This is a genomic window from Streptomyces sp. V3I7 (assembly GCF_030817495.1).
Lineage (GTDB): Bacteria > Actinomycetota > Actinomycetes > Streptomycetales > Streptomycetaceae > Streptomyces.
The window spans coordinates 4061925-4076475 of sequence record NZ_JAUSZK010000001.1 but is presented as its reverse complement, the minus strand read 5'-3'; the positions used below and the strand labels follow the sequence as shown (position 1 = coordinate 4076475).

Below are 14551 nucleotides of genomic sequence, written 5' to 3'. Positions count from 1 at the left end.
GGGTCGTACCGGCTCCCGTCGCGGCGCCTCGCCCGTCACCATGGACGCATGACAGATCACGACCGCGCCGCGACGGGTCCGGGACCCGGCTCCGGCCCGCGCCCCGCCTCGGGCGCCGGGCCGGCGGATGCCGCGGGCGCCGCGGCACCGGGCTCCCCGGGCTCACCGGCCTCCCCGGCCGGGGATTCCGGTGACGCGGCGGGCGACGCCCCGGCCCTGCGCAGGTTCCGCCGCGACCGGCGCCACAAGATGGTCGCGGGCGTGTGCGCGGGGCTCGGGCGGCACACCGACATGGACCCCGTGATCTTCCGCATCACCCTGGCCGTGCTCGCCGCGACGGGCGGGATCGGCCTCATCTTCTACGGGTTCGCCTGGCTCTTCGTGCCGTACGAGGACGAGGAAGAGAACGAGGTCCGCAAGCTGCTGACCGGCCGGGTGGACGGGCAGGCGCTCGCGGGCGTCCTGTTCGCCCTGGTCGGCTGCTGGGTGTTCCTGACGATGCTGAGAAACGGCGGCGTGCTCACATTCGGTGCCGTCCTCTCTCTGCTGCTCGCGGGCGCGGGCTACTGGTCGCAGCGGCGCGACGCTCCCGACACCGACCCCTCCGCGCCCTCCGGTCCGCGCTCGAACCGAGTGAACCGGGGCAACCCCATAGCCGCCCAGGCCGCGGCCGACGCCCCGCCCGAGGCGCAGGCTCCGCCGGTCCCGGCGTCCTACCCCTCCTGGTGGCGCGACCCCATCGTCAAGGACGGCACCCATGTCGGTGGCACCGGTTATCTGTGGGGCCCCCAGAATCCCCGTGACCGGGACATCGCGGCGGCCGTCAACATCGGTCTCGGCAGAACCGGCCGCCGCGAAGAGCGCCCGCCGAGTCCTCACCCCGCGCCGCGGAGGGCGCGCGGCCCGCGCTGGATAGGCGGGTGGGTCTTCCTGCTCGCCCTCGCGGCGGGCGGCCTGGGCACGCGCCTGGCGTGGGACACGCATCCGGTGGGCACGAGCATGCAGATCGGCCTGGCCTGCGCGCTGGCCGTCTTCGGCCTCGGTATAGCCGTCAGCGCGTTCCTGGGCCGGACCGGAGCCGGGTCGGTTTTCCTGGCGATGCTCACGGCGGCCCTGCTGGCGGCCACGGCGGCCGTGCCCCAGGACATCAGCACGCACTGGATACGCACGACATGGCATCCGGCGGCGGCGAGCGACGTGCACGGGAAGTACGACCTCGGGACCGGCGTCGGCACCCTGGACCTGACCGGGGTGCGTGTCGGACGGGGGCAGACCGTACGGTCCGGGGCCGAGGTGGGTGTGGGCCGGCTGCGGGTGATCGTGCCGCCCGACGTGGCCGTGCGGATGAGCATCGACGTCGGCGTGGGCGACGTCCGGTTGCCGGGGGACAACGGGAAGGACGTGGACGTGAAGCCTGGGAGACACGAGGAGGTGACGCTTGCTCCGACGACGGGCGGACGGCGCGCCGGGACGCTCGACCTCGGCATACGGGTCGGCATGGGGCAGGTCGAGGTGAGCCGTGCTGCGTCATGAGTTCCAGCCGGGCCGGCTCGTCGCCGGCCTGAGCCTCACCGGAACCGGCGCCCTCTACGCCGGTGCGGCGAGCGGGCTGTGGGACGTGCCCTGGTTCACCGCGGTCCCTCTGGTCGTGGGCGGCCTGTTCCTCGCGGGCGCGACGGGTCTCGTGGCCCGGGGCATACGCAGGGGACGGCGCGGGGCGGGGCGTACGGACGCGGCCGGGGACACTGCCGGGGACGCCACCGGGGCCGACGCGCCCGGCTGACCCGCCGGTCGCCGCCGACGGCGGCCGGAAGCTATCGGTAGTCGCCCGAGCGACGGCGGCGCCTGCCACGCAGGGCCGAGTCAAGGGAGAGGTAGGGGGTGCCGGCGAGGACGAGGGGTAGCCAGGCCATCAGGTAGGCGAGGTCGTTGCCGTAGTAGTAGGGGTCGGAGGCCCAGCTCACCGTCAGCCACAGGCTGAGCGAGATCAGCGCGCCGCCGAGCGCGGCGAGGCGGCCGAGCAGGCCGATCAGGATGCCGATGCCGACGGCGAGTTCGCCGAAGGCGATGGCGTAGCCGAAGTTGACGGGGCTCTTCAGGGCCAGGTCGACCAGGGCCGGGATGGCCGAGGAGTCCCGGACCGAGCGCATGGTCTCGCCGATCGAACCGGCGCCGGAGGCCTTCATGAAGGCGCTGTCGGTGAGCTTGTCCAGCCCGGCGTAGACGAAGGTGACGCCGAGGAAGATCCGCAGCGGGAGAAGGGCGTAGCGGGCGAGGTTGTCACGCCAGTCCCGCCGGTCGCCGTCCAGGTAGGGGGTGTGCGTGTCCGTACGAATGCTGTGAGTCATCGCTCCCTGCCACCTCTCACCGCGTCCCGTGACCCCTCAACAGTTCATACGTACGACAGACGGATTCGGCTCAATCCTTTCCCGGTCCGAATTCGCCGAGATCGGCGAGGGGCAGGTGCTGACCCGCGCGCGAGGGCTATTCGGTCACCTCGATCGCGCACCGTTCGGTGGCGATGCCGGCCGCCGTGACCACCTGCACCTCGACCCGGCCGGGGTCGACGTCGGCCGGGACGGGGACGGTGAGGACGGCGTCGGTTGGGTTGCTGAAGCCGCCGGTGACGGGGATCAGGGGGACGTGGACGTCGACCGCGCCGATGCGGACGACCAGGCGGGAGAGGTGGTCGGCGCTCTGGGCGCCGGGCGGGACGAAGCCGGCGCCGCGGATCTCGATGTCGTCGCCGGTGCGGATCGGGCCGTCGAGGTCACCGGCCTCGCGGGCGCGGACGACGGACAGGATCACGGGGCGGCCGCCCTCCGCGTACTTGCCGGCCAGGTAGGTCGCGGCCGAGACGAGGACCAGCAGCGCGAGCCCCCAGGGCAGGTCGGGCAGTTGGTCGGGGCGGCGGGCCAGCCGGACCGCGGCGAAGACCAGGGCGACGGCGCCGATCACGACGTACTGGATGTCGGTGAAGGTGCCGCGGCCGGAGTCGTCGGTCAGCAGGTCGGCCGCGCGTGGCCGGTGGGCGCGTACCTTCTGCAGCCGCTGGCCGAGGACCCGTACGGCGACCACGCGTCGGACGAGGACCGCGATGCCGCAGACCACGGCGAGCACGGTGACGATGCCTGCGCCGCGGGCGAGGTCGAGGCCGGAGATCAGCGCGTCGCGTTCGCGGTGGCCGGAGGCGGCGGCGAGGCGGCCGGCCAGGAGCAGCACCGCGTAGGCCACGAACAGCACCCAGGCCGCCGCGACAGTACGGGAGGTGGACATGCGGTTGTCCTCGCCGATGACGGGGGCGAGTGCCCCGCCGCGGGCGCGGTGGAACCACGAGGCGGCGGTCAGCGCGCCGGCCGTCACCAGCGCGGCGAGCAGACCCGCGGTGCGCGCGCTGCTCCAGCCCGCGCCGATCGCGGTCAGCGCCTGTCCCAGCAGCAGGAGGACGACGGCCGCCCACACGACGTACAGCGTGCGCTGCCAGAGACGGGCGAGCCAGGCGTCGCCCTCGGCGCGGCCGTGCGCGGTGACGGTGCCGGCGGTCTGCGTCAGTTCGGCGGAGACCCACTGCCGGGAGGCGGAGGCCGAGTGTGCCACCGCCGCCGGGAGGCCCTGTCCGGCCGCGAACTCGTCGCGCTTGCGCAGGAATTCGGCAACCGCCCGCCGGTGTCCCTCGCGTGCGCCGTGCGGGCAGTCCCCGCAGGTGCAGCCGCCCTCGTGGGCGCGCGCCCGCGCACCCTGTCCTGCTTCCTGCACCGCCACGCCCGCCGCCCGCCTTCCGTACGCCCCCGCGCAACTCCCGTGTGATGAAAGCGAATTGTGCCCCATGGCGTACCGCTCGCGTTCGGTAGGTGGTCACCCCGGGTGAAGCCGGGGTGCCGCGTTGACGCGCACGCACCCCGTCCGGCCCCTCGAACACCTCCGCTCCGGCTAGCTGAGCAGTTCGGGCTCGCTGCGGCTGATGTCCCGCCACAAGGGCTGGTAGTTGATCCACGCCACGAGGTCGCCGCCGAGCTGTTCGCGGGTGGCCTCGGCCAGCTTGTGGTCGATGAGGACCGGGCGTCCGGCCGCCCGCGCCGCCAGCTGTACCTGGCAGGACCGCTCCATCGACAGGAACCACCAGGCCGCGGCGTCCACCGAGTCGCCGACCGTCAGCAGCCCGTGGTTGCGCAGGACGAGCGCCTTGCCGGAGCCGAGCGCGGCGGCTGTCCGACGGCCCTCCTCGGCGTCGACGTTGACCCCGGTGTAGGTGTCGTAGAGGGCCTGGTCCTCGTAGAAGGCGCAGCTCTCCTGGGTGATGGGTTCGAGGAGTTCGCCGAGGGCGGCGAGCGCGCGGCCGTGCACGGAGTGGCAGTGGGCGACGGCGACGACGTCGGGGCGGGCGGCGTGGACCGCCGCGTGGACGGTGAACGCGGCCTGGTTGACGTGGTAGCGGCCCTCGATCACCTGGCCGTCCTGGTTGGCCAGTACGAGATCGCCGACGGTGACGTGCCGGAAGGGCATCCCGAAGGGGTTCACCCAGAAGCAGTCGCTGTACTCCGGGTCGCGTGCGGTGATGTGTCCGGACACCCCGTCCTCGAATCCGGCCCGGCCGAAGATCCGCAGCGCACCGGCGAGACGTTCCTTGCGGTGGCGTCGTTCGTCGTCGAGCGACTCGTACCGCGGCGGCATCGCGAACCGCAGCTGATCGGTGGGCAGGGGCGGGGGTGGCGGGGGCCAGCTGGGCCCGTGCATAGGTCCTCCAGCACTGGATCTCCTGTACGGGGCGGAAGTTACCGCCGGTCCGGACGACAGGACAGCGCTATTGCACAAAGGTGACGCACGCAGCACAACGGGCGTACGCGAAAGAGGTGGAACGGCCGTGACCGTTCCACCTCTTTCAGACCGACCTCACCGACCCGATGGGGGCCGGGACTACTCCCACTCGATGGTGCCCGGGGGCTTCGAGGTGACGTCGAGGACGACGCGGTTGACGTCGCGGACCTCGTTGGTGATCCGGGTCGAGATGCGGGCCAGGACGTCGTACGGCAGACGCGTCCAGTCGGCGGTCATCGCGTCCTCGGAGGAGACCGGACGCAGGACGATCGGGTGGCCGTAGGTGCGGCCGTCGCCCTGGACGCCGACGGAGCGGACGTCCGCGAGCAGGACCACCGGGCACTGCCAGATGGCGCGGTCGAGGCCGGCCGCGGTCAGCTCCTCGCGGGCGATGGCGTCGGCGTCGCGCAGCAGGTCCAGGCGCTCCTTGGTGACCTCGCCGACGATGCGGATGCCGAGGCCCGGGCCCGGGAACGGCTGGCGCTGGACGATCTCCTCGGGCAGGCCCAGCTCCTGGCCGACCATCCGGACCTCGTCCTTGAACAGCTTCCGCAGGGGCTCGATGAGCTGGAACTCGAGGTCCTCGGGGAGGCCGCCGACGTTGTGGTGCGACTTGATGTTCGCGGTGCCGGTGCCGCCGCCGGACTCGACGACGTCCGGGTACAGGGTGCCCTGGACCAGGAACTCGACCGCCGGGCCCTCGTCGGCGATGATCTCGGCCTGCGCCTGCTCGAAGACGCGGATGAACTCGCGGCCGATGATCTTCCGCTTCTCCTCGGGGTCGGAGACCCCGGCGAGCGCCTTGAGGAAGCGCTCCTCGGCGTCGACGACGACGAGCTTGACGCCGGTCGCGGCGACGAAGTCCTTCTCGACCTGCTCGGTCTCGCCCTTGCGCATCAGGCCGTGGTCGACGTAGACGCAGGTCAGCTGGTCGCCGATGGCGCGCGCGACGAGGGCGGCGGCGACGGCGGAGTCCACGCCGCCGGACAGACCGCAGATGGCGCGCTTGTCGCCGACCTGCTCGCGGATCGCGGCGACCTGCTCATCGATGACGTTGCCGGTCGTCCAGTCCGGCTTCAGGCCGGCACCGCGGTACAGGAAGTGCTCCAGCACCTGCTGGCCGTGCGTGGAGTGCATGACCTCGGGGTGGTACTGGACGCCGTACAACTTCTTCTCGTCGTTCTCGAAGGCGGCGACCGGGACCACGTCCGTGGACGCGGTGACGGCGAAGCCCTCGGGGGCGGCGGAGCAGGCGTCGCCGTGCGACATCCACACGTGCTGCTCGGCCGGGGTGCCCTCGAAGAGCGTGGAGGAGGGCTTGGAGACGACGAGGTCGGTACGGCCGTACTCGCGGGCTCCGCTGTTGTCGACGGTGCCGCCGAGGACCTGTGCCATCAGCTGGAAGCCGTAGCACATGCCGAAGACGGGGACGCCGGCCTCGAAGAGCGCGCGGTCCAGGCGGGGGGCGCCCTCCTCGTACACGGACGAGGGGCCGCCGGAGAGGATGATCGCCGCGGGGTTCTTGGCGAGCATCTCCTCGACCGGCATGGTGCTCGGCACGATCTCGCTGTAGACCCGCGCCTCGCGGACGCGACGGGCGATGAGCTGGGCATACTGCGCGCCGAAGTCGACGACCAGGACGGTGTCGGGAGTGGCGGCAGCAGAAGTCGCTGATGACACGGGGTGCCTTCCGGCGGTGGGGCAGGGGGTCTGTGGTTCCGATTCTAACGGGGTGGCCGTCGGACCGGTCCCGGCTCAGTGGGCTCCGCCCCGGACCCCGGCCGCACGCCGTGGCATACTGCCCCCATGCTCACGCAGACGACCTTCCTCTTTACCTATGGCAACCGGCCCACCGGCTGCCATGGTCGTGCTGCTTGAGCAACTGACAAGCGACTTCCCAGGCGCCCCGGGCCGACAAGGTCCGGGGCGCCTTGCGTTTTCCGTGATCTGTCGCCGCGGGGACATCGACAAGGAGCCCCCGACATGAGCAGCACCGCCATCGCCACTGCCACCGCCACGGCCACCGCCACCGAGAAGACCGGCGCCCGTACCGCCGAGGCCGCCGCAACGATCAGCGACGCACGCGAGCGCATGGACGCGCTGGACGACCGGATCATCGGGCTCGTGCAGGAGCGGATGGCCGTGTCCGCGGTGATCCAGGAGGCCCGGATCACCTCCGGAGGCCGACGCGTGAACCTCTCCCGCGAGACGGAGATCCTCACTCACTTCCGGGACGCCCTCGGCCGGCCCGGCACCGCCCTCGCGATGACGCTCCTCGAACTGTGCCGGGGTCGCGTCTGAGTCGCATCTGAGTTCGGTCCCGCTCTCACTCGTACGGCGCGTGACCGGCTCGCGGACCCTTCGTTGGTCCCGTTGTCCGTGCCAGCCAGGGGCGGGCCCGAAAGAACCACGCGTGGATCGCTGGGGCGATGAGACGTGCGGATCGTGCCGTACGTCGTGGGACCTCGTTCCAGGGAAGTGACCGGACGGCAGGGGACAGCAGCCCGGTCATCCAAGAGAACCGGCCGGCTCCGGGGACGCCCGGGGCCGTCCGGCGGAAACTGGCAAGTCCAGCCAGTACAGCAACGATCACCGAAGGGCCCCGCCACGGGGCCCTTCGTCATGTCCGCACCGCCTCGGACATCAGCGCGCACTCCTGTGACCCGGCCCACATAAAAGTCCCGTGAGAACCGGCGCAACCTTTCACCGCCCTCGCTGATCAAACGTGCAGGAACAAGGGCCACTCCCGCAGCCGCCACGCGGAGGCCTCCCCTACCACTCGTACCGAGGTCTTCATGAATGTTCGCCGTGTCATGGCCGCGGCAGCCGCAACGGCTGCCATAGCCCCCGTCGCCCTGCTGTCCGCGCCCGCCGCGTTCGCCGAAGACCCGGCGCCGCTCACCTCCGTGAGCGAGTCGGCGTCGACCGGGACGAGCGTGTCGCCCTCCACGTCGGAGTCGGTCGACCCCTCGACCTCCACCTCCCCGTCCACCTCCGTCGACCCGTCAACCTCCACCCTGCCGAACGACCCCCCGTCGAACAGCACGTCGGCGTCCCCGAGCACGAGCGCCAGCGAGTCCCCCGTGCCGTCGGTGCCGGCCGAGCCGAGCGAGGAGCCGACGGACCCCGACGTCCCGTACTGCGACGAGCTCGACCAGAACTTCGACGACGCCAAGGTGTCCGCCGACATCAAGGGTCTGCCGGGCAAGATCGTCGCGGGCGACGGCTTCCACAACTTCAAGCTGACCGTCACCAACCAGTCCGACATCGACGTGAAGGAAGTCGCCTTCTACGCCGAGGTCGAGAACTACGAGCTCGACGAGTCGAAGTTCCTGAGCCAGTACGTCGACCTGGAGTTCAAGAACCCCGAGACCGGTTCCTGGGACCGCATCGGCTCCGACGACTGGGCCGGCGACTACTTCTTCGGCGTGGACAAGCTGAAGTCGGGCGCGAGCCAGTCGGTCAGCCTGCGCGTCGGCATCGACGCCAAGGCCCCTGCCGGTGACGCCTACTCCTTCGGCTCCGGTGCCTACCTCGACAACATCGAGGGCCAGGACTGCATCGCCGAGGGCTGGGCCCAGTACGACTTCCAGGTCCTGAAGGCCGGCAGCAAGAACCCCAGCCCGGGTGACGCCACCCCGAGCGACAAGGGCGGCAAGCCCTCGGTGAAGAAGCCCCAGGGTGACCTCTCCGAGCTGCCGACCGGCAACCTCGCCGAGACCGGTTCCAGCTCCGCGCTGCCCGTCCTCGGCCTCGTCGGCGGTGTCGCCGTCGTCGCCGGTGCGGGTGCGGTGTTCGCGGTGCGCCGTCGCAAGGCTGCCGCCGGCGCCTGAACCACGGCGTGCGTGACACGCCGGACATGAGGAAGGACCTGCGCTCGGAGGGGGGCGCAGGTCCTTCTTCGTGTCACCGCCGGCCAGGGCAGCCGTACGTCACTTCTTCGGCGGCACCGCCGGTATCCCCAGGAACGGCAGCCGCAGCGCGCCGAAGGCGTCCGCCGGGACCGCCGGGTCGCTGGGCTCCACCGGCTTGAGACGCTCGTACGCCTGCCCCTGCGCCGGGCGCGGGTCCGCCTCGCCCTTGTTGGGCCAGTACGACATCGCCCGCTCGGCCTGCGCCGTGATGGTCAGCGACGGGTTGACGCCCAGGTTCGCCGACACCGCCGCCCCGTCGACCACGGAGATGCCCGGGTGGCCGTACAGCCGGTGGTAGGCGTCGATGACGCCCGTCTCGCGCGAGGCGCCGACGGGGCAGCCGCCGAGGAAGTGGGCGGTCAGCGGGGTGCCCATGAGCTCGCCGATGTTGCTGCCGGCGAAGCCGTTGATCTCCTCGGCGAGGATGGTCGCGGCCTCCGTGGCCGCCTTGATCTGCTGGGGGTTGGGCGCGCCGTGACCCTGGCGTGCGGTCAGCAGCCCCTTGCCCACGCCCTTCGGCTTCAGGTACGTCGTCAGGGAGTTGTCCAGGGACTGCATCACCAGGCCGATGATGGTCTTCTCCGACCAGCGGTGGTTGGAGAGCGAGCGGACCACCTGGACCGGGTGCCGGACCGCGTTCGCCAGCCAGCCCAGGACGCGGGAGGAGCCCTCCGCGTACGGGACCTGGAGGATGGTGAGGCCGCCCATCGAGTTCGAGCCCTTGCCGTAGCGGACCGGCTCGATGTGCGTGTTCTCGTCGGGGTGGATCGAGGACGTGATGGCCACGCCGCGCGTGAAGTCGGCCTTCGCCGCGCCGTGCGCCTTGCGATAGCGGCGGTCACTGGTCTGCGCGCCCACGAGCGCCTCGGAGTTGGTCCGGGTCAGCGCACCCAACCGCTCGGATACGTAGGGCAGTTGGCCGTTCGCCTTCATGCGGTGCAGCAGGGTCTGCGTGCCGTAGGTGCCTGCGGCCAGGACGACGCGGCGGGCGGTGAAGGTGCGCCCGGCGCTCTTCTTCGCGTCGGTCGGCAGGGTGGCCACCGCGTAGCCGCCCCGCGAGTCGTCGGTGAGGGAGACCACCGTCGTCATGGGGTGGACGACCGCGCCCGCCTTCTCGGCGAGGTACAGGTAGTTCTCGTTGAGGGTGTTCTTCGCGCCGTGCCGGCAGCCCGTCATGCACTCGCCGCACTCGGTGCAGGCGTTGCGGGACGGTCCGGCGCCGCCGAAGTACGGGTCGTCGACCTGGCCGCCCGGCTTAGCCTTCGTCTCACCGTCGGCGTCCTTGCCGTCGCCGAAGAAGACGCCGACCGGCGTCATGTGGAAGGTGTCGGCCACGCCCATCCGCTCCGCCGCCGCCTTCAGGTGCACGTCGGACGGGGTCACGGTAGGGTTGAGCCGTACGCCGAGCATGCGCTGGGCCTGGTCGTAGTACGGCTTCAGCTCCTCCTGCCAGTCGGTGATGTCCTTCCACTGGGGGTCCTCGAAGAACGGCTTCGGCGGTACGTAGAGGGTGTTGGCGTAGTTGAGCGAGCCGCCGCCGACCCCGGCGCCCGCCAGCACCATCACGTTGCCCAGCAGATGGATGCGCTGGATGCCGTACAGGCCGAGCTTCGGGGCCCAGAGGTAGTTCTTCAGGTCCCAGGAGTTCTTGGGGAGCGCGGCGCGGGTGAAGCGGCGGCCGGCCTCCAGCACGCCCACCCGGTAGCCCTTCTCGGTCAGCCGGAGGGCGGTGACGGAGCCGCCGAAGCCCGAGCCGACGACGATGACGTCGTAGTCGTAACCGTCGTCGTGAACGTCGTCATGAACGCCGTCGTGCCCGTCATCGTCCCGGGCCTGGACAGACTTCTCCTGCGACACGTGCTCTCCTCGTCGAGAACGGGGGGGGATCTGGCTGGCTAGCGGAGGCGGAACGCCTTCATGAGCCGGAGGCTGCGGCTCATCAGCGCGGCGTACTTCTCGTCGTCGAGACCGAGGGACGGAGCCATCGGCAGCAGACGCTGATGGGCGACCGTCTGGGCCTCGGTGTACTTGAGGATGCCCTCGGAGCCGTGCCGGCGGCCGAGGCCGGAGTCCTTCATGCCGCCCATGGGTGACTGGACGCTGCCGTAGGCGGGGGCGTAGCCCTCGTTGACGTTGACGGTGCCGGTGCGCAGCCGGGCGGCGACCTCGCGGGCCCGGCGGGCGTTTTTCGTCCAGACGGAGGAGTTCAGGCCGTACGCCGTGGAGTTGGCGGCCTCGATCGCTTCGTCGACGCTGGTGAAGCGGTAGATGGAGACGACGGGGCCGAAGGTCTCCTCCTCGCACACGGTCATCGGGGCCTCGACGCCGTCGAGGATCGTGGGCTCGAAGAAGTACGGACCGATGTCGGGGCGCGCCACACCGCCGGCGACGACCGTGGCGCCCTTGGCCACGGCGTCCTCCACGTGCCGCTTGACGGTCTCCAGCTGCCGCTCGCCGACCAGCGAGCCCATGTCGGCGCCGTAGGCGAGGGAGGTGCCGAGCCGCATGGCCTTCGTGCGGGCGGCGAAGCGTTCGAGGAACGTGTCGGCGATCGACTCGTGGACGTACAACCGCTCGATGGAGATGCAGAGTTGGCCCGCGGAGGAGAAGCAGGCGCGGACGGCGCCCGCGGCGGCCTTCTCGATGTCGGCGTCCTCCAGGACCAGCATGGCGTTCTTGCCGCCGAGTTCGAGGGAGACGCCGACGAGCCGCGCACTGGCGGCCTGGGCGACCTCGCGGCCGACGCGGGTGGAGCCGGTGAACGAGACGTAGTCGGCGTGCCGGACGATCTCCGGGCCGACGACCGGGCCCTCGCCGAGCACGACCTGGAAGACGTCGGCGGGCAGTCCGGCCTCGATGAGCAGGTCGCGCGCCCACAGGGCGGTCAGGCAGGTCTCGGTGTCCGGCTTCATCACGACGGCGTTGCCCGCGGCGAAGGCGGGGATCGCGTCGCCGACGGACAGCTCCAGGGGGTAGTTCCAGGGGGCGATCTGGCCGACGACACCGCGCGGGTGGCGCAGTTCGGTGACCTTGGTCAGCGTCGGCATGGCCCCGACGTGCCGCTTCGGCCGCAGGTAGGCGGGCGCCTTGACGCCGTAGTGGCGGGCGGCCATGGCGACGGCCTGGACCTCTTCGTGGGCGTGCAGGCGGGCCTTGCCCGTCTCCAGCTGGATGAGGTCGAGGACCTCGGCCTGGCGCTCCAGCATCAGGTCGTGGAAACGCAGCAGCACGGCGGCGCGCTGCCGGACCGGCGTGCGCTCCCAGACGGCCTGGGCGGCGCGGGCGGCTTCGAAGGCCTTGGCCACGTCCTCGGGCGTGGACTCGGGCAGGTCGGCCAGCTTCTCGCCGGTCAGCGGCGTGTGGTTGGCGGTACGACCGGAGCCGACGACACCCTTGGTGAGCTGTGCGACCAACTCCGGGGTGACCACGTCGGCGGCGGTTCGGGCGCCCGCGGGGGCGGGGGCGAGGGGGTTGGTACCAGTGCCGCCGCTCTGCTCGGCGGTGTCGGTACCGGTCGTCTCCGGGGCCTTCGAGTCCGTCATGGGGCGCAGAGTATGACGGGGCTGGGGCGGTTGGATACCCATCGGTAACGGAGATTCACGTACTGCACACACACTGCCAGTGATCGCTGGCAACGAATGCGCTGATCAGGGCGTTGTGCCGCACCCGCCACTCCCGATCATTTTTTCGTAACGTCAGCCGGAGACGGTGAGCGCGGAGGGGGGTGCCCGGTACGACGCGGTCCGCCACCTCCTCCAGCGCCGCCGCCACCTCCTCGGCGGCCGGCCGCGCGTCCGGTTCCGGCGCGAGCAGCCGCAGCAGCAGCGGCGCGAGCGGACCGGCGTGCTCACAGGCGGCGGGGCCCGCGGGAGTGGACTCCGCAGCGGTACGCCGGAAGGGCGGCCGGCCCTCGACGGCCGCGTGGAGCAGCGCACCCAGCGACCACAGGTCGGAGGCGGGACCGGCGCCCGGTCCCGACAGCTGCTCGGGCGAGAGGAAGCCGGGCGAGCCGCCGTGCCCGATGCCGAAGTCGGTGAGGACGACCCGGCCGGTGCCCGACTCGACGAGGACGTTGGCGGGCTTCACGTCCCGGTGCACGATGCCGACGGCGTGCGCGGCCCGCAGGGCCCCGAGGACGGCGAGCCCGATCCGGGCGGCCTCGGCCGGCGCCAGGGGGCCGCGCCGGAGCACGGCGAGCAGCGACTCGCCTTCGACCCACTCCATGACGATCCAGAGGAGTCCGTCTTCGAGGAATACGTCATGAGTGGCCACGGCAGCGGGATGGGCAACGCGGGCGGCGGCGCGGGCCTCGTGGTAGAGCCGGTGGGCAGCCCGTTGGCACTCCTCACCGTCGGGATCCGAATCCGCTGGCAACAGCGGCTGCTTGGCGGCGACTTCGAGCCCGGCGACTTCATCGCGGGCGCGCCACACAGCCCCGCCGGCCCCGAGACGCTCGATCAGACGGTAGCGCCCGTCGAGCAGGCACCTGCCGGTCGACTGTTCACCCTCGCCACTCATGCCCCATGCCTACCGCGCACGGCATGTCCTTGTCGACGCTGGGGAGTCGGGGCGCCGACGCCGGAAGTTCAGGGAGCTTCGGGGGAGGTGTCCGCGTCAGGTTCGGGAAGGATGAAGTCCGAGGTGTCCAGCTCGAAGTCGAAGGGCGCGGGCACGTGAAGGGGGCGCCCGAAGGGGATGTTCGTCCGGGAGCGGTAGCCCTTGGGAGACGGATCCCCGTGGCCGGTGGCACTACCGTCCGCACGCCGCCCAGGCCCGCGCCGATGCTCGCCGGCCCCGCCCCAAGCCCGGCAAGATCGGCCGGAACACCGCGCTGCGGGACTTCATCCAGGACGGCCTGGACCGGAAGCCGGAACAGATCTGCGAGAGTCTGCGCCGGACTTTCCCCGACCAGCCGGAGATGCACGTCGTGCACGAGACGATCTACCAGGCCCTCTACGTCCAGGGTCGCGGAGAACTGCGCCGCGAGCTGGCCCGGGCCCTTCGCTCGCGACGCGCCCGCCGCCGCCCCCACCGCCAGGCGGCCTGCCGCCAGCCGCGTTTCACGCACCCGATGGTCGTGATCAGCGAACGTCCCGCCGAGGCGGAGGACCGGGCGGTGCCCGGCCATTGGGAAGGGGACTTGATCATCGCGGCAACGGGGATCGAACGAGAACACCAACGGCCTGCTGCGACAGTACTTCCCCAAGGGCACCGACGTGTCCGTCCACTCCTGCGAACACCTGGCCGCCGTCGCCGCCGAACTCAACGGCCGCCCACGCAAAACGCTCGACTGGGAAACCCCAGCCGAGCGCCTGCATAAACTACTCGCCGCCTAACACAAACGATCACGTGTTGCGACGATCCCTAGAAACCGCCATGCACCTGACGGGGCTTCTGAATTCCCTCAACAAGATTCCCGGCTGCCGTCACGAACCGTCAGGAAGGAATATTTCGCTCATTCTGGAAAGCGGCCACAGCCCCCGCCTCACCTTCGACCAACCTTTCATAGAAGAATGGATCATTCGCCCACTCCTTGAAGGTGATCAGTGAAGCTCCAGTGCGATCCGATGACGCTTCATTGGAAACGTAGTTCACGACCCAATGAGCCGGAATCGATCCATCCGATACCTGAAACAAAGGACTCGGATACCAGACCGGATACGGGAGATCATGTTCGTCGAGCAGGTAGTACCAGAAGGCGTCCTTGACCACAGTAATCGCGTAGACGACATATTCCTTCCCTATAGCAAGCGGGAAAGAAGCATCCCTAGTCAACCCCCACTTGGAGTCAAGCATGGACAGAGGGAGTCGCTCTCCGGAGT

The 14551-nt window shown here is 70.9% G+C and carries 13 protein-coding genes and 1 pseudogene; 5 read left to right on the top strand and 9 right to left on the bottom strand.

From position 1 onward, the window contains the following. The first annotated feature begins 48 nt into the window (after window positions 1–48). Together QFZ74_RS19125 and QFZ74_RS19120 are read left to right on the top strand one after the other, a co-directional pair. A complete protein-coding gene (locus QFZ74_RS19125; RefSeq protein ID WP_307622012.1) occupies window positions 49–1533 on the top strand; it encodes a PspC domain-containing protein in 1485 nt (494 codons plus the stop codon). After that, window positions 1520–1783, top strand: a complete 264-nt coding sequence (locus tag QFZ74_RS19120; protein WP_307622011.1) for a hypothetical protein — start codon at window positions 1520–1522, stop codon at window positions 1781–1783. The genes QFZ74_RS19125 and QFZ74_RS19120 overlap by 14 nt, the downstream gene beginning before the upstream one ends. 31 nt (window positions 1784–1814) lie before the next feature. Here the strand turns inward: QFZ74_RS19120 and QFZ74_RS19115 are convergent, their stop codons facing one another. The 4 genes from QFZ74_RS19115 to guaA all read right to left on the bottom strand — a co-directional run bounded on the left by QFZ74_RS19115 (window position 1815) and on the right by guaA (window position 6495). Then, the gene (locus tag QFZ74_RS19115) at window positions 1815–2348 is read right to left on the bottom strand and encodes a DoxX family protein (protein WP_307622010.1); all 534 of its coding nucleotides are present in this window, start codon (window positions 2346–2348) and stop codon (window positions 1815–1817) included. 136 nt (window positions 2349–2484) lie between these two features. After that, window positions 2485–3762 (bottom strand): hypothetical protein, encoded by a 1278-nt coding sequence (locus QFZ74_RS19110; protein WP_307622009.1) that lies wholly within the window; start codon window positions 3760–3762, stop codon window positions 2485–2487. A 168-nt stretch (window positions 3763–3930) separates the two neighbouring features. Next, the gene (locus QFZ74_RS19105) at window positions 3931–4734 is read right to left on the bottom strand and encodes a class II aldolase/adducin family protein (RefSeq protein WP_307622008.1); all 804 of its coding nucleotides are present in this window, start codon (window positions 4732–4734) and stop codon (window positions 3931–3933) included. Between the two features lie 180 nt (window positions 4735–4914). Next, window positions 4915–6495, bottom strand: a complete 1581-nt coding sequence (guaA, locus tag QFZ74_RS19100) for a glutamine-hydrolyzing GMP synthase (RefSeq protein WP_307622007.1) — start codon at window positions 6493–6495, stop codon at window positions 4915–4917. Window positions 6496–6798: 303 nt separating this feature from the next. On the opposite strand from guaA, the gene QFZ74_RS19095 reads away from it, so the two are divergent. Further along, window positions 6799–7116 carry a chorismate mutase gene (locus QFZ74_RS19095; RefSeq protein WP_307622005.1) on the top strand — a complete coding sequence of 106 codons (318 nt, stop codon included), beginning with the start codon at window positions 6799–6801 and terminating at the stop codon, window positions 7114–7116. Window positions 7117–7534: 418 nt separating this feature from the next. On the opposite strand, the gene QFZ74_RS19090 is transcribed toward QFZ74_RS19095, so the two are convergent. Continuing rightward, complete coding sequence (locus QFZ74_RS19090) at window positions 7535–7879, bottom strand: hypothetical protein (RefSeq protein ID WP_307622004.1); 345 nt, start codon at window positions 7877–7879, stop codon at window positions 7535–7537. A 19-nt stretch (window positions 7880–7898) separates the two neighbouring features. Here QFZ74_RS19090 and QFZ74_RS19085 point away from each other — a divergent pair, with 19 nt between their 5' ends. Continuing rightward, window positions 7899–8648, top strand: coding sequence for an LAETG motif-containing sortase-dependent surface protein (locus QFZ74_RS19085; RefSeq protein ID WP_307622003.1), 750 nt, complete (start codon window positions 7899–7901; stop codon window positions 8646–8648). Between the two features lie 99 nt (window positions 8649–8747). Here QFZ74_RS19085 and QFZ74_RS19080 read toward each other — a convergent pair whose 3' ends face one another. The 3 genes from QFZ74_RS19080 to QFZ74_RS19070 are packed head-to-tail and all read right to left on the bottom strand — an operon-like array spanning window position 8748 to window position 13247. Continuing rightward, complete coding sequence (locus QFZ74_RS19080) at window positions 8748–10586, bottom strand: GMC family oxidoreductase N-terminal domain-containing protein (protein ID WP_373462409.1); 1839 nt, start codon at window positions 10584–10586, stop codon at window positions 8748–8750. 38 nt (window positions 10587–10624) lie between these two features. Then, window positions 10625–12271, bottom strand: coding sequence for a succinic semialdehyde dehydrogenase (locus tag QFZ74_RS19075; protein ID WP_307622002.1), 1647 nt, complete (start codon window positions 12269–12271; stop codon window positions 10625–10627). A gap of 55 nt (window positions 12272–12326) precedes the next feature. Continuing rightward, a complete protein-coding gene (locus QFZ74_RS19070) occupies window positions 12327–13247 on the bottom strand; it encodes a serine/threonine-protein kinase (RefSeq protein WP_307622001.1) in 921 nt (306 codons plus the stop codon). Window positions 13248–13479: 232 nt separating this feature from the next. Between QFZ74_RS19070 and QFZ74_RS19065 the strand changes: the two are divergent. Further along, window positions 13480–14065, top strand: a pseudogene (locus tag QFZ74_RS19065) (IS30 family transposase); the annotation flags it as partial. A 100-nt stretch (window positions 14066–14165) separates the two neighbouring features. On the opposite strand, the gene QFZ74_RS19060 reads toward QFZ74_RS19065, so the two are convergent. Next, window positions 14166–14525, bottom strand: coding sequence for a hypothetical protein (locus tag QFZ74_RS19060; RefSeq protein ID WP_307622000.1), 360 nt, complete (start codon window positions 14523–14525; stop codon window positions 14166–14168). Window positions 14526–14551 lie beyond the last annotated feature (26 nt).

What these genes read in the sequence shown, in the direction of transcription:
- QFZ74_RS19115 (WP_307622010.1), bottom strand. Translation starts at nt 2,348, where the DNA reads ATGACTCACAGCATTCGTACGGACACGCACACCCCCTACCTGGACGGC.
- QFZ74_RS19070 (WP_307622001.1), bottom strand. Translation starts at nt 13,247, where the DNA reads ATGAGTGGCGAGGGTGAACAGTCGACCGGCAGGTGCCTGCTCGACGGG.
- QFZ74_RS19075 (WP_307622002.1), bottom strand. Translation starts at nt 12,271, where the DNA reads ATGACGGACTCGAAGGCCCCGGAGACGACCGGTACCGACACCGCCGAG.
- QFZ74_RS19060 (WP_307622000.1), bottom strand. Translation starts at nt 14,525, where the DNA reads ATGCTTGACTCCAAGTGGGGGTTGACTAGGGATGCTTCTTTCCCGCTT.
- QFZ74_RS19095 (WP_307622005.1), top strand. Translation starts at nt 6,799, where the DNA reads ATGAGCAGCACCGCCATCGCCACTGCCACCGCCACGGCCACCGCCACC.
- QFZ74_RS19105 (WP_307622008.1), bottom strand. Translation starts at nt 4,734, where the DNA reads ATGCACGGGCCCAGCTGGCCCCCGCCACCCCCGCCCCTGCCCACCGAT.
- QFZ74_RS19125 (WP_307622012.1), top strand. Translation starts at nt 49, where the DNA reads ATGACAGATCACGACCGCGCCGCGACGGGTCCGGGACCCGGCTCCGGC.